At 44.0% G+C, this 24099-nt stretch carries 23 protein-coding genes and 3 pseudogenes; 4 read left to right on the top strand and 22 right to left on the bottom strand.

Annotation, left to right across the window (positions count from 1 at the left end; all coding sequences use genetic code 11):
• Nucleotides 1-16 precede the first annotated feature (16 nt).
• The 6 genes and pseudogenes from HP548_RS33555 to HP548_RS30900 all read right to left on the bottom strand — a co-directional run bounded on the left by HP548_RS33555 (nucleotide 17) and on the right by HP548_RS30900 (nucleotide 3771).
• Nucleotides 17-259 (bottom strand): annotated as a pseudogene (locus tag HP548_RS33555) (hypothetical protein).
• Nucleotides 260-280: 21 nt separating this feature from the next.
• Entirely contained in the window at nucleotides 281-790 is a 510-nt protein-coding gene (locus HP548_RS30920; RefSeq protein ID WP_175383796.1) for a tetratricopeptide repeat protein, read from the bottom strand.
• Nucleotides 791-847: 57 nt separating this feature from the next.
• Nucleotides 848-1567: a ferritin-like domain-containing protein gene (locus tag HP548_RS30915; protein WP_175383795.1), complete on the bottom strand. Its 720-nt coding sequence runs from the start codon at nucleotides 1565-1567 to the stop codon at nucleotides 848-850.
• Between the two features lie 186 nt (nucleotides 1568-1753).
• Nucleotides 1754-2521 (bottom strand): nucleotidyltransferase domain-containing protein, encoded by a 768-nt coding sequence (locus tag HP548_RS30910; RefSeq protein ID WP_175383794.1) that lies wholly within the window; start codon nucleotides 2519-2521, stop codon nucleotides 1754-1756.
• Between the two features lie 191 nt (nucleotides 2522-2712).
• Nucleotides 2713-3096, bottom strand: coding sequence for a nuclear transport factor 2 family protein (locus HP548_RS30905; protein WP_175383793.1), 384 nt, complete (start codon nucleotides 3094-3096; stop codon nucleotides 2713-2715).
• A gap of 120 nt (nucleotides 3097-3216) precedes the next feature.
• Nucleotides 3217-3771, bottom strand: a complete 555-nt coding sequence (locus HP548_RS30900) for a GNAT family N-acetyltransferase (protein ID WP_175383792.1) — start codon at nucleotides 3769-3771, stop codon at nucleotides 3217-3219.
• A gap of 720 nt (nucleotides 3772-4491) precedes the next feature.
• Between HP548_RS30900 and HP548_RS30895 the strand changes: the two genes are divergently transcribed.
• Nucleotides 4492-5199 carry a CAP domain-containing protein gene (locus HP548_RS30895; RefSeq protein WP_175383791.1) on the top strand — a complete coding sequence of 236 codons (708 nt, stop codon included), beginning with the start codon at nucleotides 4492-4494 and terminating at the stop codon, nucleotides 5197-5199.
• 182 nt (nucleotides 5200-5381) lie between these two features.
• Here the strand turns inward: HP548_RS30895 and HP548_RS34245 are convergent.
• Together HP548_RS34245 and HP548_RS30885 are read right to left on the bottom strand one after the other, a co-directional pair.
• Nucleotides 5382-5794 (bottom strand): annotated as a pseudogene (locus HP548_RS34245) (IS30 family transposase); the annotation flags it as partial.
• A gap of 217 nt (nucleotides 5795-6011) precedes the next feature.
• Entirely contained in the window at nucleotides 6012-6407 is a 396-nt protein-coding gene (locus tag HP548_RS30885) for an RES family NAD+ phosphorylase (protein ID WP_090894643.1), read from the bottom strand.
• A 237-nt stretch (nucleotides 6408-6644) separates the two neighbouring features.
• On the opposite strand from HP548_RS30885, the gene HP548_RS30880 reads away from it, so the two are divergent.
• Both HP548_RS30880 and HP548_RS30875 read left to right on the top strand, forming a co-directional pair.
• A complete protein-coding gene (locus tag HP548_RS30880; RefSeq protein WP_175383790.1) occupies nucleotides 6645-6905 on the top strand; it encodes a hypothetical protein in 261 nt (86 codons plus the stop codon).
• Nucleotides 6902-7288: an aspartyl protease family protein gene (locus tag HP548_RS30875; protein WP_090894639.1), complete on the top strand. Its 387-nt coding sequence runs from the start codon at nucleotides 6902-6904 to the stop codon at nucleotides 7286-7288. Before HP548_RS30880 ends, HP548_RS30875 begins: the two co-directional genes overlap by 4 nt.
• Before the next feature lie 157 nt (nucleotides 7289-7445).
• Here the strand turns inward: HP548_RS30875 and HP548_RS30870 are convergent, their stop codons facing one another.
• From HP548_RS30870 to HP548_RS30830, 9 genes and pseudogenes are all read right to left on the bottom strand, one after another.
• Nucleotides 7446-7991, bottom strand: coding sequence for a 2'-5' RNA ligase family protein (locus HP548_RS30870; RefSeq protein ID WP_175383789.1), 546 nt, complete (start codon nucleotides 7989-7991; stop codon nucleotides 7446-7448).
• A gap of 296 nt (nucleotides 7992-8287) precedes the next feature.
• Complete coding sequence (locus HP548_RS30865; protein WP_217504867.1) at nucleotides 8288-8731, bottom strand: hypothetical protein; 444 nt, start codon at nucleotides 8729-8731, stop codon at nucleotides 8288-8290.
• 231 nt (nucleotides 8732-8962) lie between these two features.
• Nucleotides 8963-9430: a hypothetical protein gene (locus tag HP548_RS30860; protein WP_090808360.1), complete on the bottom strand. Its 468-nt coding sequence runs from the start codon at nucleotides 9428-9430 to the stop codon at nucleotides 8963-8965.
• A 223-nt stretch (nucleotides 9431-9653) separates the two neighbouring features.
• Complete coding sequence (locus HP548_RS30855; RefSeq protein ID WP_175383788.1) at nucleotides 9654-10199, bottom strand: GrpB family protein; 546 nt, start codon at nucleotides 10197-10199, stop codon at nucleotides 9654-9656.
• Between the two features lie 239 nt (nucleotides 10200-10438).
• Nucleotides 10439-11458 carry a toll/interleukin-1 receptor domain-containing protein gene (locus HP548_RS33135; RefSeq protein ID WP_217504866.1) on the bottom strand — a complete coding sequence of 340 codons (1020 nt, stop codon included), beginning with the start codon at nucleotides 11456-11458 and terminating at the stop codon, nucleotides 10439-10441.
• Between the two features lie 169 nt (nucleotides 11459-11627).
• A complete protein-coding gene (locus tag HP548_RS30845; RefSeq protein WP_246318274.1) occupies nucleotides 11628-12743 on the bottom strand; it encodes a tyrosine-type recombinase/integrase in 1116 nt (371 codons plus the stop codon).
• Between the two features lie 268 nt (nucleotides 12744-13011).
• Nucleotides 13012-15021 (bottom strand): B12-binding domain-containing radical SAM protein, encoded by a 2010-nt coding sequence (locus HP548_RS30840; RefSeq protein ID WP_175383787.1) that lies wholly within the window; start codon nucleotides 15019-15021, stop codon nucleotides 13012-13014.
• Between the two features lie 564 nt (nucleotides 15022-15585).
• Nucleotides 15586-17466 carry a DNA helicase RecQ gene (gene recQ / locus HP548_RS30835; RefSeq protein WP_175383786.1) on the bottom strand — a complete coding sequence of 627 codons (1881 nt, stop codon included), beginning with the start codon at nucleotides 17464-17466 and terminating at the stop codon, nucleotides 15586-15588.
• Nucleotides 17467-17731: 265 nt separating this feature from the next.
• Nucleotides 17732-18073 (bottom strand): annotated as a pseudogene (locus HP548_RS30830) (Rpn family recombination-promoting nuclease/putative transposase); the annotation flags it as partial.
• Nucleotides 18074-18249: 176 nt separating this feature from the next.
• On the opposite strand from HP548_RS30830, the gene HP548_RS30825 reads away from it, so the two are divergent.
• Complete coding sequence (locus tag HP548_RS30825) at nucleotides 18250-18771, top strand: DUF5412 family protein (RefSeq protein ID WP_175383785.1); 522 nt, start codon at nucleotides 18250-18252, stop codon at nucleotides 18769-18771.
• Between the two features lie 80 nt (nucleotides 18772-18851).
• Here the strand turns inward: HP548_RS30825 and HP548_RS30820 are convergent, their stop codons facing one another.
• From HP548_RS30820 to HP548_RS30800, 5 genes are all read right to left on the bottom strand, one after another.
• Nucleotides 18852-19994 (bottom strand): glycosyltransferase family 2 protein, encoded by a 1143-nt coding sequence (locus tag HP548_RS30820; protein ID WP_343054952.1) that lies wholly within the window; start codon nucleotides 19992-19994, stop codon nucleotides 18852-18854.
• Nucleotides 19995-20055: 61 nt separating this feature from the next.
• Nucleotides 20056-20802, bottom strand: a complete 747-nt coding sequence (locus tag HP548_RS30815; protein WP_099855200.1) for a class I SAM-dependent methyltransferase — start codon at nucleotides 20800-20802, stop codon at nucleotides 20056-20058.
• Nucleotides 20789-22375: a nucleotide sugar dehydrogenase gene (locus HP548_RS30810; RefSeq protein ID WP_256716934.1), complete on the bottom strand. Its 1587-nt coding sequence runs from the start codon at nucleotides 22373-22375 to the stop codon at nucleotides 20789-20791. The genes HP548_RS30815 and HP548_RS30810 overlap by 14 nt, the downstream gene beginning before the upstream one ends.
• A 25-nt stretch (nucleotides 22376-22400) precedes the next feature.
• A complete protein-coding gene (locus HP548_RS30805) occupies nucleotides 22401-23390 on the bottom strand; it encodes a polysaccharide biosynthesis protein (RefSeq protein ID WP_076291782.1) in 990 nt (329 codons plus the stop codon).
• Between the two features lie 17 nt (nucleotides 23391-23407).
• Complete coding sequence (locus tag HP548_RS30800; protein ID WP_076291781.1) at nucleotides 23408-24097, bottom strand: glycosyltransferase; 690 nt, start codon at nucleotides 24095-24097, stop codon at nucleotides 23408-23410.
• Between the last annotated feature and the right edge of the window lie 2 nt (nucleotides 24098-24099).

Below are 24099 nucleotides of genomic sequence, written 5' to 3'. Positions count from 1 at the left end.
ATGCATCAGCTGCATTTTACTGCTCAGATTTGTTATCTTTCTCATTGCCGCGTTTAAAATTCCCAGTAATCTTTGCCATGACTAACTGTATTTCCTTATGATCTTTACCTTCAATTGAATTTAAAAATTTATTACTTGCCTTGCCGGATAATATTGAAACTTGCTTTCCATTCCAGTATATAAAGACTTTATTGTCCTACGTTAATGTATAAGAGAAAACTTCCTCACTCAGTCTATTTCGCTTGTCTATATTACTAATATGAATATCTCCCTTCTTAACTCATTCCCAGGTTTCATCAAGATGTAGTGCATAGTATTGAATCGGTCTGCTAAAATACTGAAGTTTTTCATCTGAAGTTGTTTCTAGCAAATTAGCTAAAAGAAGTTCAGTTGATTCTTTGTATTTTCCCGTATTATAAAGAGATATCGCCAGAAACACTTGAAGACCTCTATGATCAGGGAACTCTTTTACACCTCGACGCAATGTTTCCTCTGCTTCCTGATAAAATCCTAAATATCGATATGTGCTTCCCAGACCAAGCAATGCTCTTTCAAGATCTGGCCCGGATAGTCCTTGTTCAATAGCTCGAACATAAAATGGAATGGCTTCTTTTCCTAGTCCTGAATTGTCATGAGCAACAGCCGTCTGAAAATTGATCTCAGCATCGTCCGGGTAAGTGAAAAGCAAATCTAAAAGCATTGTACGCGCTTCAGCAAGTATCGCTTGATCCTGCTTAGCTCGTCCTTCTTCGCGAAGTTGTATGGCTTTATCCAAAAGTTCTCTTTTCATTTTTACATTTACCTCTCTTTTTGAAATCTTGGATATAATGTTATCTGTCGTAAATCTCTACTGTGAATTAGCTATAATCTTCTTCGTTAAGTTAAACTCATGACGGCATTCATAGTAATAACTTTTGAGTTTATATCCCCCAGCTTTAAACACAGGCTTATGTTGATACCATACTATAATTAGCGTCCCTTCAAAAAGGATTCTACGAAGGATATAAACTATTCTGTTAAAGAGAACGTTTCTATTTTGTGCAAGTTTATGAAGTGTTTCGGATTGAAACTGAACATGTTTCTCCTCATCACTTAAAATCTGATTACATAAATCGATTAATACTTTTGACTTTGTAGATTTTTGCAAGGCTTTATAGTACAACTTAGCAATGATCTCAGCAATTAATAGAACAATGACTGATTGTTCTAGACTCGCATATCGACGTAATCTTCTAAATGCATTGTCCACCCAATGTCTACGAAGGAGTGGGATTCCCTGTACCTTCATAAATCTGCCTAGATCTCTAGCGTGCCGCTGTTCTTCTTTAATGAATTCTATAAGTGCTTCATAGTAATCCTGATCTTGCGTCTGATGTACATATTCTTGCGCACGTTTAATTAGATATTTACCTTCAGAGTTTTCTCCTAATTGAAACTGTTGAATTGACTTAATGATTATTTTTCTTTCATTAGTTGTTAATTTATAGTTGTCATCCCAATGAATATATTTGAGGTTTTGATTATTTCTTCGATAATATTGCACCCATTTCGAGAAAGTGATATTCATTATTTGCTCCTAAAATGTAATAGGTTTATGTCAGATAACCGTTTTGTATTGACGACGTCCTGGCCCCTTAGAGTCGCTGCTTATAGTTGTGAGGCTTGCCGAACACCTAATGCAGTGGGTCCCGACGGCTTAGGGGCTGAATCTGGTCATTCGCTTCTCAGAGTGACCCGGATCGTCAATATTTTGTTAGTCGAAGGAAGTTCTGGAAGCAGCTATTGCATTTAAGGCATTCTCAAAATAGCTATATACTTCATCTGCAGTTCCCAGAAACTCTTCAACAAGTACATCACTATCCAAGTAACAAGCATACAGATACTCAACTAAAGCGGAGTCAATCTCACAATAGTTTAATATGGCATTCTTCATCTCAATAATGTCATCTTGCCATACACCTGTATCTACTAAAACCAAAGAGTATAATGCACGAATTAATCTCTTCGAATACCCTTTAATATATTTAGTTTTCATTTTGTGATCACTAGCAGTAGAAAGTGAACGACGTACACGATCTACTTCTTCTTTGGTCTCTGTATTTAAGTCTAGAATGAACTCTGGAGAAATAATTATCGGTGGTACTTTTTCACCAATGTCATGACCATACATGCAAACACAAATGATCTTAACCCAAAAACCCCACTCATGTGGTTTACTTAATACATCGTCAATCGAGCAAATAATCGTATCGATCTTAGTTAGGACTGGATATTCTTCCAAAAGCCTGTCTTTAATATTTGATATTCTTTCGTAATCAATATCTTCAGGATTTGCACATACAATAGTAAAGTCTGCATCTGACTTAAAAGGTGTAGCCGTTCCTTTTGGAATCGAGCCACACATATAAATACTATGGATCTTACCTTTAAATTCGTTAAGTATATTATCTATATACTTATCAACAAAATCCTTATATTCACTTTGTATTACAATTCTATTTATAACTTTTTCTAATATCATAGAGACTCCTCCTAAACTAAGAACTTCTTTTGGCTAACGTTACTGCATCCACGACGCTTAGCGTATGCCAAGTATGTCCGGCAGCCCCTGCTTCCCTGAAATGCTTCTGCCGGACCGAGGGCGTATGCTCGATGCATGAATATATTGTTATTTGATTTCAGGGTAATCTATGAATAACTTTCAATAATGTTTCAACTAAGATCTTCAATCAGTATTAACTTCTTATCTTTCATTTGAAATATTGATTTCCCTTGAAGTTTTAATGTTTCTCCTGCCTTCATTCCATTAGGGAGATCACTGGACAATATTCCCTCATAATCAATGTCAACCTCTGCTTTATCTCCTGCGAAAATAATGTTCTTTATTACTTGACGCCTTTGAGAAAATACCTGAATGGACTGCTCTGCTAATGTGCGAAATTCCTGAATCCCCTTTGTTTCCGAATTCACTTCACCTTTAGAAATGTTTCGAAAATGAATATTTTCATTCAAAACTCCTATCATTCCATCAATGTTAAACGTGTTATATGCGCTCAGGTATTTTTCAATAAGATCTTTTAAATTTGAGTTCTCCAAGTCGAATCACACTCCTAGATTTTGATATTACTTATTTGTCCTGATTTTAGATAACGTTGCTGTATTCACTCCGAGAGGCTCAAAGGAACGTAGCGACTGGGTCCGTCAGGACCTAGCCTCTCAGTGGTTGTCGCCTGAGTCCGCTTCCGTTCTACTGAATTTCGCTAAAACCTCATCAATGTTATCCCATTCATAAATTAATTCATTTAGAACTTTTCCTCCGATTATTATTTGAATTGATTTACATAATTTAGCTCCATAATGTTCATAGAAATATCGTGTCTTATTATCTTCTAGAACTTCAACAAATATCTTTTGATAGCCTAAAAATTTAAATTGTAGAAAAAGTTGTTTAAGTAATTCTTTGCCTAGACCTCTTCCGTGATATTCCTTAAGTATGTATATAGATGTTAAATCACTAGAATTGGCTACTATATTTGTTTCTCTCTTCCAAGAATCTGCAAATCCAATAATTTCTCCTTCTGGGTTTTCTGCTATAACTACAAAATTATCTTCTCTTTCAATATTTTCGATCCATAATTCAGTTCTTTTTTTATATGATAGATTATATAAGAATTCATCTGGAATAATACCTTTGTAAGTTGTTCTCCAACTATCCACATGAACTTTTGCAATGCCTTTTGCATCATTAATCGTTGCTTTTCTTATTTGCATAATAACCACCTCATAAGATTAGTTAAAACGAATATTTCAAGCACTTAACCATAACTGTATATAATGAGTAGCATTATACAGTTCCTATCTTGTAATTTATTTACGATGATTTCTCATAACTTTCTTGTATTCACGAAACGCCCCGGCCTTAGATAGCTCTTATCTTAGGCTGGGGCGTTTGTTGACTGATATTCCTTCCATCATTATACATCTGTCAATCAAGGGGCGATAGCTATACAGCTTGAATACTGTGTTAAACGCAGTTTCTGGCTTCATCGAATTATCAAATATTTGCTTTCAGTTTGTTTTATATGATGCAGCATATGGTTTATATTCTATTAAATTGTCTATACCGCCAACGGGGGCGTTTAATTAAGCAGGACATTGAAAAGTACACTGTATCTCGCGACAATAATGAAGGAGTGAAATTAGTTTGAATAGATTCCAATTATCCATCGAAATACTCCAATCATCAGGAATCCCATTGAAATAGATAACATTCATCCCGTGATGCATTTATGACCCGATATGGCCTTCTTTATCCATAACCATTCGCAACACGCTTTCCTCGAGACACAAAAAAAGACAAGGCTATCTAAACGGTATCGATCATAAAAAAGTACTGGATAAGGAGAGAAGCATATTAGGAATAAGTAAATGGCATACAGGAAAACATAAATCCGGGAACTTCATTAACTAACGGATCTAGGAGGTTGGCAAATGGCAAAGTTTTTCGTTTTAATAATATTATTATTGGTGGCAGGCTGTTCGTCCCATAACAATATGATGCAAAAACAAGTGACTCCTGAGCAAAAACAAATTTCAATTCATGATCATGCTGCTGCACCAAACTCTGTCCTCACACAGGCATCATCAACAGCTACATCTTGGCAAGAGAGATCTATTACAACAAAAGAAGCCCAAAATGGAATTCCATTGGATTTGTTGGATCTGGTTCGAACACCGGATGGAAATCCAGTAAACCAGGCACCTGCAGGAAATCCTGAAAATAAGGAGCCAACAGGACAAGTACAGAAAGGTAAAAAAAATACTACGGATAAAACCGATTTTGAGCAGCAGGTTCTGGATCTAGTCAATCAAGAAAGGGCCAAAACAGGATTAAGTTCCTTGAGTAGGAATGAAGAATTGTCAAATGTGGCTATGGTCAAGGCACAGGACATGTACAACAACAGTTACTTTGATCATAATTCGCCAACACATGGATCCCCCTTCGATATGATGAAGGAATTCGGGATCACATATAATACCGCTGGAGAAAACATCGCAAAAGGGCAAACCACCCCTACCCAGGTTATGAAGGAGTGGATGAATAGCCCTGGCCACAAAGCAAATATACTGAATAATAGTTATACTCATATCGGTATTGCTTATTATAACAACACATGGGTCCAGGAATTTACTGGGTAGCGCCTTTCATCCCCCAACAATAAAGTATCAAAAGCCCGCAATTTATGTCGGGTTTTTGATACTTACAGATCCTGCATACGCCACCAGTTGTTTTGTTTCCTCGAACCGGATTAAATCGTAAATATTATCCATATTCATCTTATTTGCATTAATTTCACCTACCGTTTTTACGTGATAGATTGTCAAACCAAGTGCGACAGTTCCTCTGTGAAAGATTCGTGAGCGGTTTTCCAGCCCAGACATTTCCGAGGGCGATGGTTGATTAAATGAAGCGAACGATCCAATGCTGCATCTAATATTTGAGTAAAGTCTGTGCCCTTAGGAAAAAACTCACAAAGTAAGCCGTTTGCATCCTAATTTGAACCTCGTTGCCAGGAAGAGAAGGGTCGGCAAAATAGATCTGTACGTCGTGCGTTTCCTCCAAGTTCGCGTAGCAGGCAAATTCCTTGTCACGGTCTGTTGTAGCAGTTTGAAAAGCTACAGCAAGATACTGAGCAGCGGCTACACCAAAGGCAATCTCCATCGATAGAGCCGTACGATCAGGCATTTGAATCGCGGTGTACAGGCGTGTTTTCCGTTCAATGAAGGTTGCTAAATTGTCGATGTAGGATTTCTAGCTTGCTGCGTTTGATTATGCTAAGATGTGAATAACTCATGAAAGATTCTCCTTGTGTGAATGCTGGTGTGGTAATTTTCATTCTACACGAATCAGGCTATGGGCCATTTTTTTATTTCCAGTAGTTGTCGCACTTCATATTACAGTACGTCATGTTTATAAACCTGAGAGGCTTAATGAGAGTCTGCTTTTCTGCTTAACACTCTACTACCTTTAATGTTTCTAATGCAGTACATTCAGCTATTGTGACACTTGCATTTAGCCATGGTTGGACTTCTGCAATGACAGTTTCCTTAGCTTCTGCTACATAGAGATAAGAAATACCTTTAGGATTTACCCTACCATAAGAAGCTTTTCCGTCAGGCGGAGCTCCTAAATCCTTATCCTCATTAAACGGACTCAATCCATTAACCCTTGCTCTATAAAATTTTTGACCATTCATCACTTCATATGTTTTTGTTACAAGACTGGAAAGATAATCTTTGATAAAATCATGATCCTGATCGATCAAAAACCTATTATTTTTGAATAGTTCCGTAAATTGAGAATACTTGTTCAGAGCATCATCATTATTGGATATATATATTTCCATCTCTCATTTCTCCTTTTATTATGCTTGTAGTTCTGAGTATTTCCGATAACGTTCCTGTATTCACGACCCGACGCACGTCGAGTGTTCGGCGGATGCCGAATCCAGGGCGTATGCCCGCAGCGTGAATATTATGTTATACGAAGATTCAGACGCCTTTGACTATACTTTAACTTCTTTATTGCCCTTCTCCTCTATTCTACGTACAATTAAAAGCAAAGAATCAAAGGAGGAAAGGATATGAAATGGTCTGAGGCTAGAGTTCAGTTTCCTAATCGTTGGGTTCTTGTTGAAGCAATTTCAGCCTACTCAGCTAATAACATGCGTAATATTGAAGAATTCTCTGTCATTAATGATTATGAAGATACTAAGCTTGCTTGGGATGCTTACAAAAAACATCATTCTTCTGAACCTTCACGTGAGTACTATATCTTTCATACTGCCAATGAGAACATCGAAGTTCAAGAACAAGAATTCATTGGAATTAGAGGTCTTCGATGAGAATAAGATTAGTTAATGGCCTTCCTATTATTGAAGTTTTATTCACTTATCAAAATCAATCTGTCTTGCTTCCCAATGTATTATTGGATACAGGATGTGCAACTACCATCTTTGATATTGATTTAATCGAGCCTACTGGCCTAACCATTGATCCTATACAAGGTCGTGCCGTTCGAATGTATGGAATTGGAGGTCAAAGTGAACTTTCATTTCAACAGCCCGTTCACTCGTTGACCTTAAACCACCATACATTAAATGATTTCGTCATTCAGCTTGGACAAACAAAAGAACCTTATGGTTTCGATGGAATCTTAGGTGTGGATTTTTTATCGACATTGCAATTGAATATCGATTTTAAAGATATGGTAGTTAGGAAACCCTAACTGCTTTTTTCTTTTCTGAATTTTCGTATAACATTCCTGTATTCACGACCCGACGCATGTCGGGTGTCCGGCTTATGCCGGACCAAGGGCGTATACCCGCAGCGTGAATAATATGTTAGATGATGTCATTGTCTTCACCGATTAACTTACAAAGATCTTATATAAGTGCCTTACTAATTACAGTTTCAATCACTCTTTTATTATTCTGGTATATAATTTTGATCAATGATATTTCTTGTACTTCAGTTTGCATACTCTCTAATCTTTTTGTAGTGAAATGTAATGCTTCTAAAAGTTTTTGATCATCTAAGTGGTTGGCAATCGTACAATGGGGTATCCATCTTTCAGGGTGATACATCAGATTGGAAAAAGCATTATATTTCTTGAAGTGGTTATGATAATTAGAGTGAAAGTTTATAAGTTCCTCGGTCGGATTTGGGGATAAGAATAAGGCTCCGCTGTTCATAAAGGTTCCTAATGTGTTGTAGCTAAGACGAATTTTTGGAGCCGAATTATAGTAACCATCAAACAATTCGCTATACTCCGATTCCTTTAGATCTGAATAATCTGATAGTGTTAGATGAGGCTTTCTATTCTCAATCTCATAAGCATAGTTAGATATACCGCTATCGCTTAATTCCTTCCAAAGCGTTTTTATGATTCGTTCTGTTTCTAAATCAAAATGAAGGACTACTCCATACAAAATTAAATCCCTACTTTCTACTGTATGTATTCAATAAATACTAATAAGAGTTTTAAATTCTGCAATGATTTCATTTAACGTTCTTGAATTCACGACGTCCCTCCACCTTAAGCCACGAAGTGGTGGCCGCGACGCGGTTAGGTGGGGGATGTGTCCGGCTGAATCTGCTTCTCTGCTACTGAAATGCCACTTCGAGTCCTTTTCTAACTTCTGCCGGACCGAGGGCCGAGTGGACCAAAGCGTGAATATGTTGTTATGCGCAGCATCTGACTTCTCTGAAATTCTACGATATTTATTTATTCAATTGGTTTATATATCAACTTGAGGTTCTCTAGGTATGTATTCTTATCAAATATCATTTCAGGAACTGAATTTAACCAATTAACTTCAGTCCCAATTAGTTCATATTGAGATGTCAATCCTAAATTACTTATATCTGTTCCCACACGCTTCCATATTATCTGATTATTATTAATGATCACTTCAGCAACGATTACTGTACAAATTAAGTCACAATCGTCTGGACACATTAAGATTGGCAATATTACAGTCTCTTGTTCCGAATGAAATCGGCTGAGTACAAATATAGCCTCTTCCTTCATGTGAATCCAATCAGTAATAGTAGGAACTAATCCTAAAAATAAGTTGTCTGGATACAGATTATGAAGATATAAATCGAAGGGAACGCCATCAATAATTATTGTTGGGTGCTCTGTACATGCATATTTACTTTTGAACATTTCTACAGAAAAATTGTTAATCCCGGATCACTCCTTCTATTATCTGAACTTCAGGTATTGCGCATAACGTTCCTGTATTCATGAACCCCAAAGGGGTTGTCTGCTGAAATCCCTCTTCGAAATCCAACTCGCAGACCAAGGCTCCTTAAGGAGCCGCTGCTTGAATATTATGTTATAGGATGTCAGCAGCTTCTTTGAATTGCTTATCCCTCTTGTAACATTCCCTTTATATCAACTATATTTTTCTTTTAATATTTCTATATATTTGAGTGGAATTTCTGTGATTTTCGAAATATCTGATACTTCAATTCCTAGTTTTATAGCGCTTCTTGCAGTCTTCAAATTATGCTTTACTTTAATGATCCGATCTTTAAGTAATGCGTCTCCAAAATCCAGATAATCATCAGCAATCTCACCATTCAAAAAGAACTCTATATCATAAGTTCCTATGTGCTCTTCTATGTAAAAAATATTAATCGAGCAAAATACTACGGCTTCTGTTGTATTAAAACTATATTTTAGGTATATGGCTCGCTCTTCAACGCTTATAAATTCATCATATAATTTGCCCATGAAAGTATCATGATAATCGCTTTTGTTCTCGTCACGCCACTTCCTATAGGTTTTCCAATAGTTTTCTTTCGTGTTCTTCATCGCACTATGCTTACTGTCCCACTCAAGTAGAATGTCTTTATTCACTCAATCACTTCCCTTAAAAAATCTTGAATAAAATAAGTTTTCTTTATGTGTTTGCTGATTTCCTATAACGTTTTTGTGTTCCTGACGTCGATTTCCCTTATCTTAGGAAAACGATGTGTCTGCCTGAATCTGCATCAATGAAAATTCCTCAGGCAGACCGAGCGACGACAGTCGCGAAGTTGGAACACTTTGTTATCGGATGTCTTCGTCTTACTGAAATACTCTACAAAACATCTTTATACTCATTCATTATCCTCGTAACAAATTCTGTCTTTCCTTCAGTATAGGCTTTGCGATTGTTTCTGAATTCCCTTGACAGTTGGATCTTCAAATTTGTGTACTCAGATGCCAACAAGGGATACTTTCTTAATATAGCTCGAAACATTATATGTCTTTTTAGTTCGTCACTTTCTCTATTGCATACGTATAGATGATGTTCATGCTTCACGTAGCCTTCACTACTGTAAGGTACATAAACGTCCTTTCTTGCAAATGCCTCTCTGTTCTTAATTCCTAAATCACCCACGTGTACATATCCTAGTTCGTCTAGCTTCTTGATCACCCCTGGTAGGTACTTCATAGATTCAATTACTACATCAATATCAATTATTGGCTTGGCTGCAAGATTCGGTACCGATGTACTTCCAACGTGCTCGATTAGTAATGCTAGACCACCAAGTTTATTTGATAAAATTGATTCTATTATATTGAATGCTTTTGGCCATTCTTCATTGTATTCTTCGATAGCTACTGGTTTTTGATTCTTCATCGCAATCCCCCTTGAGTTTATTTGATTTATATTTACGAAGATTTCCGATAACGTTGTTGTATTCACGAACCCGAGAGCCTTAAGTGACCGCTAGGGATCGGGTCGTCAGACTTAGGCTCGCAGAGGTTGTTCGCCTGAATTCGCTTCTTGGCTTCTCACCTTCTGGCGATCCAAGGGCCGAAAGGCCCGCAGCGTGAATACTGTGTTATCAGAGGGTGCTGGCTTCTTTGAAAACTCTCTCAAAAACCTCTAACTTTACTCTTGATAAATCCTGCTATATCAGAAGCATTAAAGAGAGTCCCATCAATATACCCAGTAGTTGATCTAATTCCAGGTATTTCAGTATCATCTAATCTAATTGGAAGTATGTATTCTACTTTCTCAACAAAGGATCTCGCCTGAGCACTTTCCCTTTCATGATTTGTCCACACTTTTTGTTTGTAATGCTCTGATATAAACATTACGCAGTATTTTGATTTATTTCTATATATTTCGTCTAGATGTGTGTATAAGTCTTTCCCCCACAATGAAACAGTTTCATACATATCATAAAATACTCTAATATTAGATTTTCTTAAAAGATCGGCAATTTCATCAACCAATTCTCGATCTTCACCTGCAAAGGAAAAAGCCACTTCATATTCGTAGTACTTCATATCGTAGTACCCCTCTACTCTAGAATAATTAACAAAATATCGGCACTTATCAAACGGAACTATTAAGAAATTTGTTTGATTGGATTCTTCAATTTTTATCTTATATCTTTCACTTTGCATTGTGCTAATGCAGATCTCATCATTATTTTTTTCGTCTAAATGAATTATTAATATAAACTCATCACAAACTTGCCTTAGCCAATCGTTTCCACCAATAATGAATGAGTTAAGCTGTATCGCAACAATATAACCCAAGTTTTCATATTCATCGAAATTCTTTAGTATTGGAACTAGGTTATTAAATGCTGTAAATTCGTCGAGTGTATAAATTTCCTCAGCTAGCGCATCATTATTACTGAAAAAATCATTTATTGATAAATTAACATTTTTAAATCTACCATTACCTACAAGAAAACCGACACTCCTAGTGATCTCTTTATCAAGATCTACATTAAGCAAACTTAGTTTAAACTCCCAATACTGACCTGGTGATTCTGGAATGTCTTCAATGAATTTATAATCTGTTAGAAAGTCGTTTTCAACTAGTACTTTAAGTTGTTTTTTTAGAGCTAATGAATTCATTTTTATTTCTTTGATATTCATATAAAGAACTTCTCCTTCTCAAGGATTTCAGCACTTTCTGATAATATTTAATTTATGTACTTCGCAAAATATCACACATTCATCGTAATATCTGAACTACGTATATGATAACCTATGCGGTAATATTTGCGAAGAAAAATTTGGTGAAAAAGGGAGAATTAATGGGTTCTCAATCTCCCATTTCCATACGATCCAGTGGGCTCTGAATTCGCTGAATATTTTTCGTGCTGACATGCGTATAGCGCTGTGTTGTTTTTGCACTCGTGTGACCAAGCAGCTCCTGAATGTAGCGCAGGTCTGTTCCGTTCTCTAGTAAATGCGTAGCGAAAGAGTGCCTCAAGGCATGAATACTAACTTTTTTCACAATGCCTGCTCTTTGTCTGGCTTCTTCAAAAACCTTTTGCACGCTGCGCTCAGTCAGATGCCGATCCGAAGATTGTCCTGGGAACAACCAACGGTTGGGTCTATACGCAGCAATGTATTTCTGCACAATTTCCCAAGCAAGATTGGAGAGGAGCGTTCTCCGATCCTTCTGACCTTTCCCCTGCCTTACAATCAGTGTCTGACGCTCAATATCCAGATCGCTATAGCGTAGACGAACGACTTCGCCTACACGCAGCCCAGCCGAATAGGTGAGATACAGTAGGGTCTTATGCTTGAGATTAGTTACGGATTTAAGTAATTGAGCAACCTCTTTTTCAGACATGACGTTGGGCAGTTTGGTTTGATTCTTTGGACGAATATACTGGATCTCTGTCGGGTTATGAAGCACATGTTTGCAATAGAATCGGATCGCACTAATCGTCTGATTCACACTGGAATGGGAAACGCCTCTCTCAAGCAAACTCAAACAATATGTCTGGACATTGGATGTGCTGATGTCTGTATCTACTTGAGGAACACTAGCCAGAAATCGTTCAATTTGACTACAGTATGCTTTAATGGTTTTGCGACTGTATCCTCTTAATTTTAGCGCTTGCTGTACTTGATCTCTTTTCCATTTGGGATGTTCTCCACTTATCTTCCATTTCCTCAATACGTCACTCTCCACCCACAACTTCGGGCTAATCTGCACATGTACTGAATCAAAAAGGTTCGTAAATTTCTGGATTGTTACAATCGTATTAGGGATGATCCACCGTTTCGCTTCGGACTCCCACCGTCTACCCGCTATCTGCCGAATGCGCTGAATATGCTCATTGTTATAGGAAATTTGGACATATAATAAGTCGGCTGAACCTTTAGTTATGGTAATTGTTTCTTCCGTTTTAGCCTTATCATTCATACGAAGCCCTCCTTTAACTGAATTGGACATGTGATTCTATAGAATTCGAGTAAACAAAAAAAGGAAGACCATTCTCATCCCCTATGGGAATCCAATGACCTTCCGATGCTTTCGGAAAAATTTGAAGTTGTAAAAGGTAAAGCTTAGCTCGGCTTATGCAATGGCAAGCCGGGTAAGGCTGAGGTGTTGCGCCCATTTCGGGCAGCACCTCACGGGGGGGGGGGGCACCGCGTTAATGATCGCGGTGTTCTCCCACATGCTGCTGCTTCTATATGGCAGCGGCTTCTTCTCCCAGCGGCAGCGTGTAATACTGCGCCTGCTGCCCTTCATGCTGCTGGTATACTACGACCAGCAGCGTCCGGCCTTTCGCGGCAAGCGGGCTGGCGCCAGCTAGCACACGCTCAAGCCGGAACGGAAGCACATCCAGTACGGTGTGCTTCTGCAGTTCCTTTTCGCCGAGACCAAGGTCGGCGAAAGCACGGGCGCCCATGACCGTCTGTGCGGTCATGGCTGAGGTCATCGGCAACGCACGCGAAGCGTTGCCGTCCCCCATGTCCGCCGCTCCATCGACGGCGGACGCCGCGCCATCGCTGCCGATCACACCAGCCGCTTCTGCGGCAGAGTCTTCTCCGGCAGCAGCCGAACTTCCCGCAGCGGCAATCGCACTCGTGCCGCTGCTTTCCAGCCATGCCGTGCCTGCGGCACCGGCAACGCGCGGCAGGCGAACGTCTTCCGGACGTTCAGCCAACGTTTTCATATATCCCGCCCACTGGTCTTTCTGGAGCGGATCTTCCCACCAGATTTTGCGTGGTTTGTATTTGTGACCGAGGAAATAATCGAGCTTCATCAAGCCAAGCACAACATCCATGTGCGGTGTGTTGCGCGACTCCAGGAAGCTGTGCAGACGGGTGAACAGATCCTCCAGCTGGTGACCGATTTTCTGCCAGCCCTGACCCTCCCAGTAATCCCCGAACGCCTGGAAGAAATCAAACGGCGAATCGAACTCCTGCTCCATTAGATACTTCAGCGTATGGTCCATTCGGTGTGCGTTCCAGTATTTCTCCAGCACATCCTCCAGTCGCTTCAGGCGCACGATGTCGCTGAACGGCAGCACGTCACTGCCCAGAATCTCATACGGCGCGTGATCCATATACGTGTAGTTATACTTCTCCGCATCCAGACGCAGCCCCGTACCACGCAGCATTTTAAGGAATCCAAGCTGAAGCTCTTCCGGCCCCAGAGCAAATACATCGTTAAACGTCTTGCGGAACGTATTGTAATCTTCCTCCGGCAGTCCGGCGATGAGATCCAGATGCTGGTCGATTTTTCCGCTGGCTTTGACCTTGTTCACGGTACGACTCAGCTTCGAGAAGTTCTGGCGACGTTTCACCAGTTCATTGGTCGGATCATTGGTAGACTGAACCCCAATCTCGAACCGGAATGTGCCCGGCGGAGCATTCTCTGCCAAATAGTCCAGTACCTCGGGACGCATAATATCGGCTGTAATTTCAAACTGGAACACCGTCCCCTGATGATTCTCAATCAGGAATTTGAACATTTCGAGCGCATAATCCCGCTTGATGTTAAATGTCCGGTCCACAAACTTGATCAGCTTTGCACCCTTCTCGATCAGGTACAGAATGTCCGACTTTGTCCGCTCAATATCGTAATACCGCACGCCGACCTCAATACTGGACAGACAGAACTGACAACTGAACGGACAGCCACGGCTGGTCTCAAAATAAACAACACGTTTCCCCAGCTCCGGGATATCCTCTTCAAAACGGTGCGGTGACGGCAGATCATTCAGATCCGCCTTCGGTCGTCCTGGCATGAGAATGACTTCTTCCCCTTTGCGATACGCCAGTCCATATACGAAGTGGAACTTCTTGTCCCCCTCCAGCTCCGTCAAAAGCTGATGCAGCGTCTCTTCCCCTTCCCCCATCACGATGAAATCGACATTGGGAATCCGGTTCATCCAATATTCCGTGTCGTAGGACACTTCCGGCCCGCCGAGCAGAATTTTCACCTCAGGCATAACCTTTTTCAAAATATCAATGACCTTGATTGTCTCTTCAATGTTCCAGATGTAACACGAGAACCCGATAATGTCAGCACCGCGCTGATACAGATCGGATACGATATTCATGACCGGGTCCTTGATCGTGTACTCGGCCAGCTCAATATCAAAATCCTTCTCACTGTACGCCTTCAGACACCGCAAGGCCAACGAGGTATGGATGTACTTTGCATTTAATGTAGAAAGAATAACTTTCATGGTTCACAACCTTTGCCTGGACACCCAGACCTTATTTTTGGTAAAAGGAAAGCTGCGCAGCCATCCATCCGGCCTCGGACGCTGTTCATGCAAACCTCTTTTGATAGCCATTCCATGTCACATGGACATATCCAACTTTTGTCTTTCAAAGAGTGGACACTCCTTTCAAAAAGACATATCCACCCCGCCAAACCCAAAACACAACATACAGTATGAGATACACACAATCAAACTACATGCTGTATACGCTACTGTCTGCCATTCCTATGACCAATGTCCACCTTATGAAAGACAATTCACTGTCTTTTGTCCACACCTCAGAGACGACACATCCAACTTCAACTTGTAAAAGTCCTCATTCGCGCTCCATCTGTGGTAAACCTCAATCACGTTGCATGCACTACGCACTACGCACTACGCACTACGCACTGCCCACAAACCACACCGGTAACGAACGATTCCCCATATCATGGACGAAGCATCACTAAATCTAAAAACATCTATCTCATCTATTTGAACACTTGAACTTGGACTTTGCACAATCGAAAGCACGAATCCAACAACTCACTCATACTCGTAAAAAGCGTCATCATCCGTATCCACTTCTTCGCCCGTTTGCTTCTGGAAAAACTCAAGGAAAGGCAGCCCGTACTTGCGGTACTTAACCTCACCGACCCCTTTGATATCCAGCATGTCACGTTCTGTCTGTGGACATACCACACTCATCTCGCGCAAGGTCGCGTCATTGAAAATAATGTACGACGGAACATGCTCTTTCGCCGCCAGATCACGACGGATTAGACGCAGCTGCTCAAATACCGTCTCGTTAACCGCAGATGGCATTGCATCGCGTCCACGACGTCCGCCATAGTTTGTACCCGAAGCCGTCGCCGCCGTCTTGCGCACCACCCGCTGCATCACTTCACGCTGACCTTTGAGCACTTCCACCGCCAGTGGCTGCAAACGAACAACCGGATACTGCCCCTCTGACAGCATCAGATAGCCTTCCGATACCATGACGTTGATGATCTCCGCGATTTCACGTTCCGTACGATTACCCATCACGCCGTACGTTGGCAGGGAGTTGAAGCCGTAATCAAGTACTTTTTTGGCACGGGAGCCTTTGAGCACCGAAGCGACCAGCGATACACCATACCGTTCACGCATGCGGTGAATGCAGCTGAATATTTTCTGCGCATCAATCGTCATATCCACCAGCTCACGGTCGTCCGTACATGAACTGCAAATACCGCACGGCTTGTCCTCATGCACCTCACCGAAATAATCCAGCTGTGCACTGCGCAGACAACGCGTCGTGTAACAGTAGTCCACCATCTGTTGCAGCTTCCGGTAATCGTTCTGTTTGCGGTCACCCTCCATCGGGTTCTGCTCGATCAGGAACTTCTGGGTGATAATGTCCTGTGCCCCGAATAACAAAATGCACTGGCTCGGCTCTCCGTCCCGTCCCGCACGCCCGGCTTCCTGCACATAGGCTTCCATGTTCTTCGGCATGCTGTTATGAATAACGTAACGTACGTTGGATTTATCAATCCCCATCCCGAACGCATTTGTCGCCACCATCACCCGGATATCATCGTACAAAAAAGCTTCCTGGCTCTGGGCCCGTTCATCGTCCGTCATCCCGGCATGATAGCGTCCTGCTGGCAATCCCGCCTGCAGCAAACGCTGATGCAGATCGTCCACGTCCTTACGGGTCGCGGCGTACACAATACCCGGCTCGCTGGCGTGCTCGCGCGCGTAATTCAGGACAAAGTCCTTTTTGCTCTCGCCGCGCAGCACGCTGAACGCCAGATTATCCCGCCCAAGTCCGGTCACATACGTCTGCGGGTCCTGCAAACGCAGCAGCCGCAGAATATCGCCCATGACCTCGGGCGTCGCTGTAGCCGTAAAGGCCGCAACCACCGGCCGCTCCGGCAAACTGTCCACAAACGGCGCTACCGCCAGGTAGCTTGTCCGAAAATCATGCCCCCACTGCGACACACAGTGGGCCTCATCCACAGCAACGCAAGAGATTGGCAAATAGCCCATCTCCTCTCGGAACCAGTCTAGCTCCAGTCGCTCAGGCGCGACGTAGAGCAGCTTCAGCTCACCGCGCTGCGCCGCGCGGATGCGATCATTCACTTCTTTGCCGCTGAGCGTACTATTAATATAGGCGGCTGCAATACCAGCCGTGGTCAGTGCATCGACCTGGTCCTTCATAAGCGATATCAACGGGGAGACGACAAGTGTCAAACCCGAATATAACAAAGCGGGGATCTGATAACAGATCGATTTCCCGCCCCCGGTTGGCATAATACCCAGCGTATCTTCACGTTCGAGCAGGCTGGCTACGATCTTTTTCTGTCCCTCACGGAAGTCGGGGTAGCCATAATATTTTTGCAGGAGACCCTGCGCTTCTTCTAATGTAGGTGTTTGCACACTCATGTAAAGACTCCTTACTTATCACCGGTGTTCTTCCACCAGCTTGGTCCGATCCGATTCTGACATCCGAAAGCGGCTTATACCGCATCCTTGACAACAAAATGGCGTTCTCATGACTTGTCCGTCAAGCAAACGCCGCTCCCTTTAGTTTAACGGCCCAGACCCGAATGAGCAACCGCGTTTTACTGTAAAACGATCTAGGGCAAATTAAAAAACAACCGCCTGCCTTTTGGGGACAAGACGATTGTTTCAATTTAAAGTACTTTTGCTAATCTTTCAGTGCCTCAACTTCAGACTCAGTTAGACCACTTGTTTTGGCAATGACTGAAACTTCGATGCCGAATGAAAGCATATTTTTTGCAATTTCAATCGCCTTCTTTTGTTCGCCTTCCACTATACCTTTAGCAATGCACTTTTCCGTAGCCCACTCAATCATTGAGGCTTCATCATGCAAATACTTTTGCCGTTCTTCATACAAGCGACGTGCTTCACGATCCTGACTCAGAAACTCCAGCGTATCCATCGCTTTCTTCAACGTAGGTTCATTCATTTGCAGCACCTCCCAATTTGATTTGTCAGCACCTTTCAGGAACAAAAGCCAGTTAATCAAAGCTTTACAAATTATTCTACTTTAAATAAGATCAAATTCCCCATTACAACTAGAATCATTCCACTTATTTGTTATTAATTTCTATCATCAATATGATATCATCAATGAATGATTTACTATAGAAAAGATCCTAAATACACATCAAATTCGTACCTCTACAGGAGGTTGAACGTATTATGAAGAAACATGCACATGCTAGTGACTCTTCAAACATCTCACCATCAAAATCATGGATACGCCGACACCCGATATTCACCACATTTTCGATATTAATTTTTGTCCTGCTTGCCACCGTATACCTTTACTTCACGCTTCGCCCTTACTTCTCCACGTTTGATCGATCCGAACAAGGTGATCTGAGCTACTCCATGCCTTCACGGAACGGAGAATATACCGCCGAGATTTACGGCGTACCTTATGGTGGAGCGGCAGGTGGAGTCACAATCTGGGTTGAGGTAAAGAAAACGAATGCTCTTGATGATTCCAATGTAAAGGCCATATACCGCGCTGGATACCACGGACATAACCATCTTGAATGGGAAGATGAAAATACACTCCGGATCGAAAACTGGAATGAGTATGTAGATGAAAGCATTACGCTAAACATCGATGATGAAATCTATGACGGCCGGGGCTGGGCATGCCAAAGCCTGCGTATGAAGGACCAGTACGTTCGCTGCCTAGCACCAGAAAAATAAAAACACAAATAAGCAGCCCCGCTCACCGACTCTCATGGCAAGCGGGGCTGCTCTTATTCCACCTCTCGAACAGATCAACACTACTCTTTCTCTTTCTCTTTCTCTTTCTCTTTCTCTTTCTCTTCCGGCCCACTGTTCCCCTTACTCACCATCGCTTCAATCTTCTGCCGATTGGCAATCAGACTGGGGTCATTCGGCAGATACTCCCTTGCTTTGCTGTTATGCAGAAGCGCGTGCTCCCAGTTTCCCATGTGAGCGTAACAAAGGGAGAGCCGTGCGTGGGGCAGCCAAGTGCGGCATGCCGTAGGCACGGGACGCAGACCCGGATCCCGGCTGCTGACATCAAGCGCTTGCATATACCAGTAGATGGCAGACACAATCTCCTGCCTTTCCTGGAAGCAGGCAGCGATGGCGCAGCAGAAGTCGGCATGCGGCAGGTCGAATTGAAATGATTGCAGCAACGCACCCAGTTTCCGACCCGGCTCGCCCAGCCGCTCATAACATTCCGCCAGCCGTGCGCAGGCGATGAGCCGATCCTCGCGATAGCCGCTCGGCTCCAGCAGCAGCTTTACGTACGCCCGAGCCGCCGCCGCATAACGCTTGCGGTCGTAACATTCGCCTGCATAATAGAACAGCAGGCGTCCCTGGGCTGCGCCCTCTTCGGCGATCCATTTGCGCAGAATGCGCACGTTTCGCGCCGAATGATGGCCCGCTTCGCGGCGGTGCGTGACGGCAATGTCTGCCGTAATGACACCGCTCTGCGGGAAGCCTAACTGCTCGTGCAGCCGGCCATGCCAGCGGCACCCCGCCTCCCGCTTGACGAGGCGCAACCGTCGGTCCGTCACGAGCGGACTTCCCTCCGGCCCCTCGGCCAGCGTATAGCTCAAGATCACAGCAGCCGTCTCACCGCCTGACGGCAGCTGCTGCTTCAACCTTTCCAGTTTCGCCCGTTCCGCAGGCAACAGCACATCATCTGCATCCAGCCACAGGATATATTCCTGTGTGGCCTGGTCGAATGAATAATTCCGCGCTGCGGCGAAATCATCTTTCCACTCATACGTGTAGACCCGGTCGGTATATTGCGCAGCGATCTCCATGGTACGATCGGATGAACCGGTATCTACAATCACGATCTCGTCCGCGATGCCGGCGACCGAGTCGAGACAGCGCGCAAGCGTGCGTTGTTCGTTCTTCACAATCATACACAGACTGATGGTGATCACGGTTTAAGCCCCTTCCTGTCTTACCCGTATTGCGGTCTTTTTTTCTTCTCAATCTTATCTGTTACCCTTCTCCGTTCTCCTGACGTCGCAGACGTTTAACCTGTTCAACCGCATTATCCAACGCTTTCTTGCGTAGATTCATCAGACGAAGGTGATTCTTCTCCACAGCGGCAAAATGTACGTGATCCAGCTCCATCCATTCCGTCAGTTGGTTCAGGGTTGGTGACATATACAGCTGTGTTTTCCGTCTTTTGCGTGCCACACAACATAGATATTTATGATGAACTTCCAGCTTCAATACTTCAAAATACGGCAGCAAGCACATCGCCAGATTCCCGGCATAGAACGTCTGCTTGTGATCGTAAAAGGGATGATAACCATATGGCACGGTCACAACCAGGGTTCCCTCCTCCTGCAGCAGTCGGTGAATTTGCAGCAATAACGTCTCCGGATGGGCAAAATGCTCCAGCACTTCGCCCAGCAGTACTGTATCAAAGGTGGTTCTGGCTTTCCATTGTGTAATGTCCAGCAGGCGAAAATCCACATTGTTCCGCACGGGTCTGGACTCCTTCGCCAGTTCCTCGCGGGCGTATCGTATACTCTCTTCTTCCAGATCAATCCCGGTCACCCGAAAGCCTTCCCGCGCCAGCAAAATGGACGTGACTCCCTGGCTGCATCCAATATCCAGAATTCGCTTGCCTGTTGCTTCCCGGCACATCCAGTGCACACGTGTACGTGTGGCTTCGTGCGATTCTTCCGAATTGATCTCGCCATAATAACGCTCGTTGACCCGGTCATGATTCGCCATGGCTGCCTCCAGAATTTTCGTGCGAGTGTTCGTTAGTTGGTTCGATGGACGGTTCAATGTGTGATTTAACATTGGCCTTACTGTCTGACTGGATAGGATCGGTGTGTCCCCGCTTTTCCCCATCCTTCGTCCGAGGCACTCGCATGTTCTCGTGAATTTGTATTTCATGTTCTTTCTTGGCGTCCTGCACCACGTTTACTTCCGGTCGGATCGGCTGTCCAAGCACCACTATGTTTCCACCTACACATCCGGCTGTCGCATTGCGTGTGTCGAAGATGAGCTTGGCATGATCCGCCATCTCCTGATAGTCGAAGCCCGTATGATCCGTCGTAATGATGACCAGATCCGCCCCCGCCCACAATGCTGGTGATGCTAATTGAGCCTGGGCAACCGTACCATCATCCTTGCGGAACACAGGCACCATAGGATCGGTGAAAACCACATCTGCCCCTGCTTCACTAAGCAGTCTATAGACATCCAGCGCTGGCGATTCACGCAAGTCGTCGATATCTTTTTTGTACGCCATACCCGCCAATACAATTTGGGCCCCTTGCATCGATGAACCTTTCTGTTCGAGCAACTCGGCAGCACGTTTCACCACTCTTTCCGGCATTTGCCGATTGGTCGCATCCGCAAGCGAAATGAATTGCAGCTCTGATCCCTGACGGCCTGCGGCCCAGGACAGATAGATCGGGTCAATTGGAATGCAGTGTCCACCAATGCCCGGGCCCGGATAGAACGGCATATAACCGAACGGCTTGGTTGCTGCAGCGTCCAGCACCTCCCAGATGTTTACGCCCATTTGCTCACAGGCAGGTGTCAGTTCATTCACGAGCGCGATGTTCACGCTGCGAAACGTGTTTTCGAACAACTTTGCCGTCTCCGCCACCGTCGTTGAACTAACGGGAACGATTTCGTTCAGGAACGAACCGTAGAATGCCTTTCCATAAGATAGACAGGACGGCGTGGAGCCGCCAATGATCTTCGGTGTATTTTTCACCCCGTAATGCACACTTCCGGGATCTACTCGTTCTGGTGAATAACAGACATGGAACTGCTGTCCTACTTTCCACCCTTTTGCAGCTTCGATCGGGTGCTTCACACGCTCCTCGGTGGTGCCGGGATACGTAGTACTTTCCAATATAACAAGGCAGCCCTCCTGAAGATAAGGCGTTATGCCATCCACTGCTGCAGCGATAAATGAAATGTCCGGCTGGTGCTCCGCAGTCAAAGGCGTAGGCACACAAATAACAATTACATCCGCCTGACCCACCGCTGCGAAATCAGTCCCCGCCATCAATAATCCAGCCTGCGCAAGGGATTGCACAACCTTATCCTCAATGCCGATTACGTACGATTTCCCGGCACGCAGTTTAGCCACCTTCGCCCCATCGATGTCAATTCCTTGCACCTGATACCCAGCCTGCGCCATCTCCACCGCCATCGGTAACCCGACATACCCAAGACCAATGACGGCGGCTTTGAGGGAGCGGTTGTTTAGGTTTTGAAGCGTAGTACGTTCCTGTGTTTCCTTATTTCCTTCATGCTTGCTGCTCTCTACCATTCCTTCCACCTCCAAACGGTCCGCCTCCCTTCTATTAATGAATAAAGCCGCCTGCACGTAAAAACTGGGCAATAGCGGAACGGTTCATCATTGCGCTGTCTGAACGATACTCGGAAAACGTCACGCGAGGCAGCCCACTATACGGATCTGTCAGGCGCTTGTCCGGTTCCTGTGGCAAAATCACATAATATTGTTCGTCAACCTTGTAGGTACGTGGTGCCTCGAATGGAGAAATGAGTACTTCATGTAATTTTTCGCCCGGTCGAATCCCGGTTACCTTATAGTCGTGAGCCGGACGACCTGCCTGCTCCAGCATGACCGAAGCCAGATCCGTCATTTTGCAGGCCTTCATTTTCATCACAAAAGTCTCGCCGCCCACCGCTGCCTCAGCCGCCTTCAGTAGCAAATGAATGGCCTCCGTCCGCGTCAGGAAAAAGCGGGTCATGCCTTTGTCCGTAATGGTCAGGCTCTTGCCTTCATCAATCTGACGACGGAACAATGGAACAACACTGCCGCTGGTCCCGAGTACATTGCCTCCGCGAATACATACAAAACGGGTGGACTCGCTCAGCCCATTAGCACGAATCATCATCTTTTCCCCCAAAGCCTTGGTCATGCCGTAAACGTTAATCGGATCTACCGCTTTGTCAGTGGAGACGTCAATGACCTTGGCAACCTGCATGCGAATCGCAGCGCGAATAATGTTCTGCGTGCCGATGACGTTGGTCTTGAACGCTTCATCCGGCTGATCCTCGCATACCGGAACATGCTTCAGTGCAGCCAGATGGAAGAGTACATCCACCCCGCGACAGGCTTCCTCCACTGCCCGATAGTCGCGAATATCTCCGATGACAAAACGCAAACGTGCATCATGACCGAAATCCCGCTGCATCGTTATCTGGGCGTACTCATTACGCGAGAGAATCCGAATCTCGGCTGGATTCTGTTCCAGCAGTACCTCGGTCAGCTTCTGCCCCCAGGAGCCCGTGCCTCCGGTGATCAAAATTGTTTGTCCTTTAATCATGATGAATCCCTCCTTGTTCAAATCATGAATTCGCGTAATACCGCAGCCATCTCTTCCCGGCTCAATCGGTCTTTCGGTGGTACTTTTTTGATGGATGTATTGTTGGAATGCACTATATTTACATAATTGCGCGGAGCCAGCAGTTCATGCGGCAGCTCAATGACATTGCCATGTGTTCCCCGGCCCGGCAGCTTCACCCGGTATCCCGCAGCGTACTCAGCCGTTTTATACAGGTAAACATAGAACTGCGGGGAACGGTGAAATGCTGGAGCCATCTCATGATTCACACTGTCCCACAAGTATCCATTCTGGTTGATGAGTGCTATCGTTCCGGGCTGCGGCTGCACGTCATAGAGCTGCTGAACAAAGGTCCTGTGATATAGATCATCCGAATCCAGACGCGCCATGTAGATCTCCTCCACCCCTTCTGCAAAAGCCAAGATGGCCCGCACACTTTCTATGGTTGTTCCAAAACGGATATTGGAAGGCAGCGGCTCCTGTTCAGCTAAAATGTCTTGCATCAATTCCCCCGATTCCTTGGAAAGCTTCACCACCGTCAGAAAATCCTGATTCGTCTGCGCCTTAAGACAATGAAGAGTGAAAGTACGAAAAATGCTCATTCGTCGCTCCAGCCACTCTCTTGTCAAGCGCTGTGGGTCCATTCCGTAATTGTTGAAGTTAATCTCAATAACCACTTTTCTGGACATGC

It is taken from the genome of Paenibacillus taichungensis, from assembly GCF_013359905.1.
Lineage (GTDB): Bacteria > Bacillota > Bacilli > Paenibacillales > Paenibacillaceae > Paenibacillus > Paenibacillus taichungensis.
This window is presented reverse-complemented; position numbering and strand designations above follow the sequence as displayed.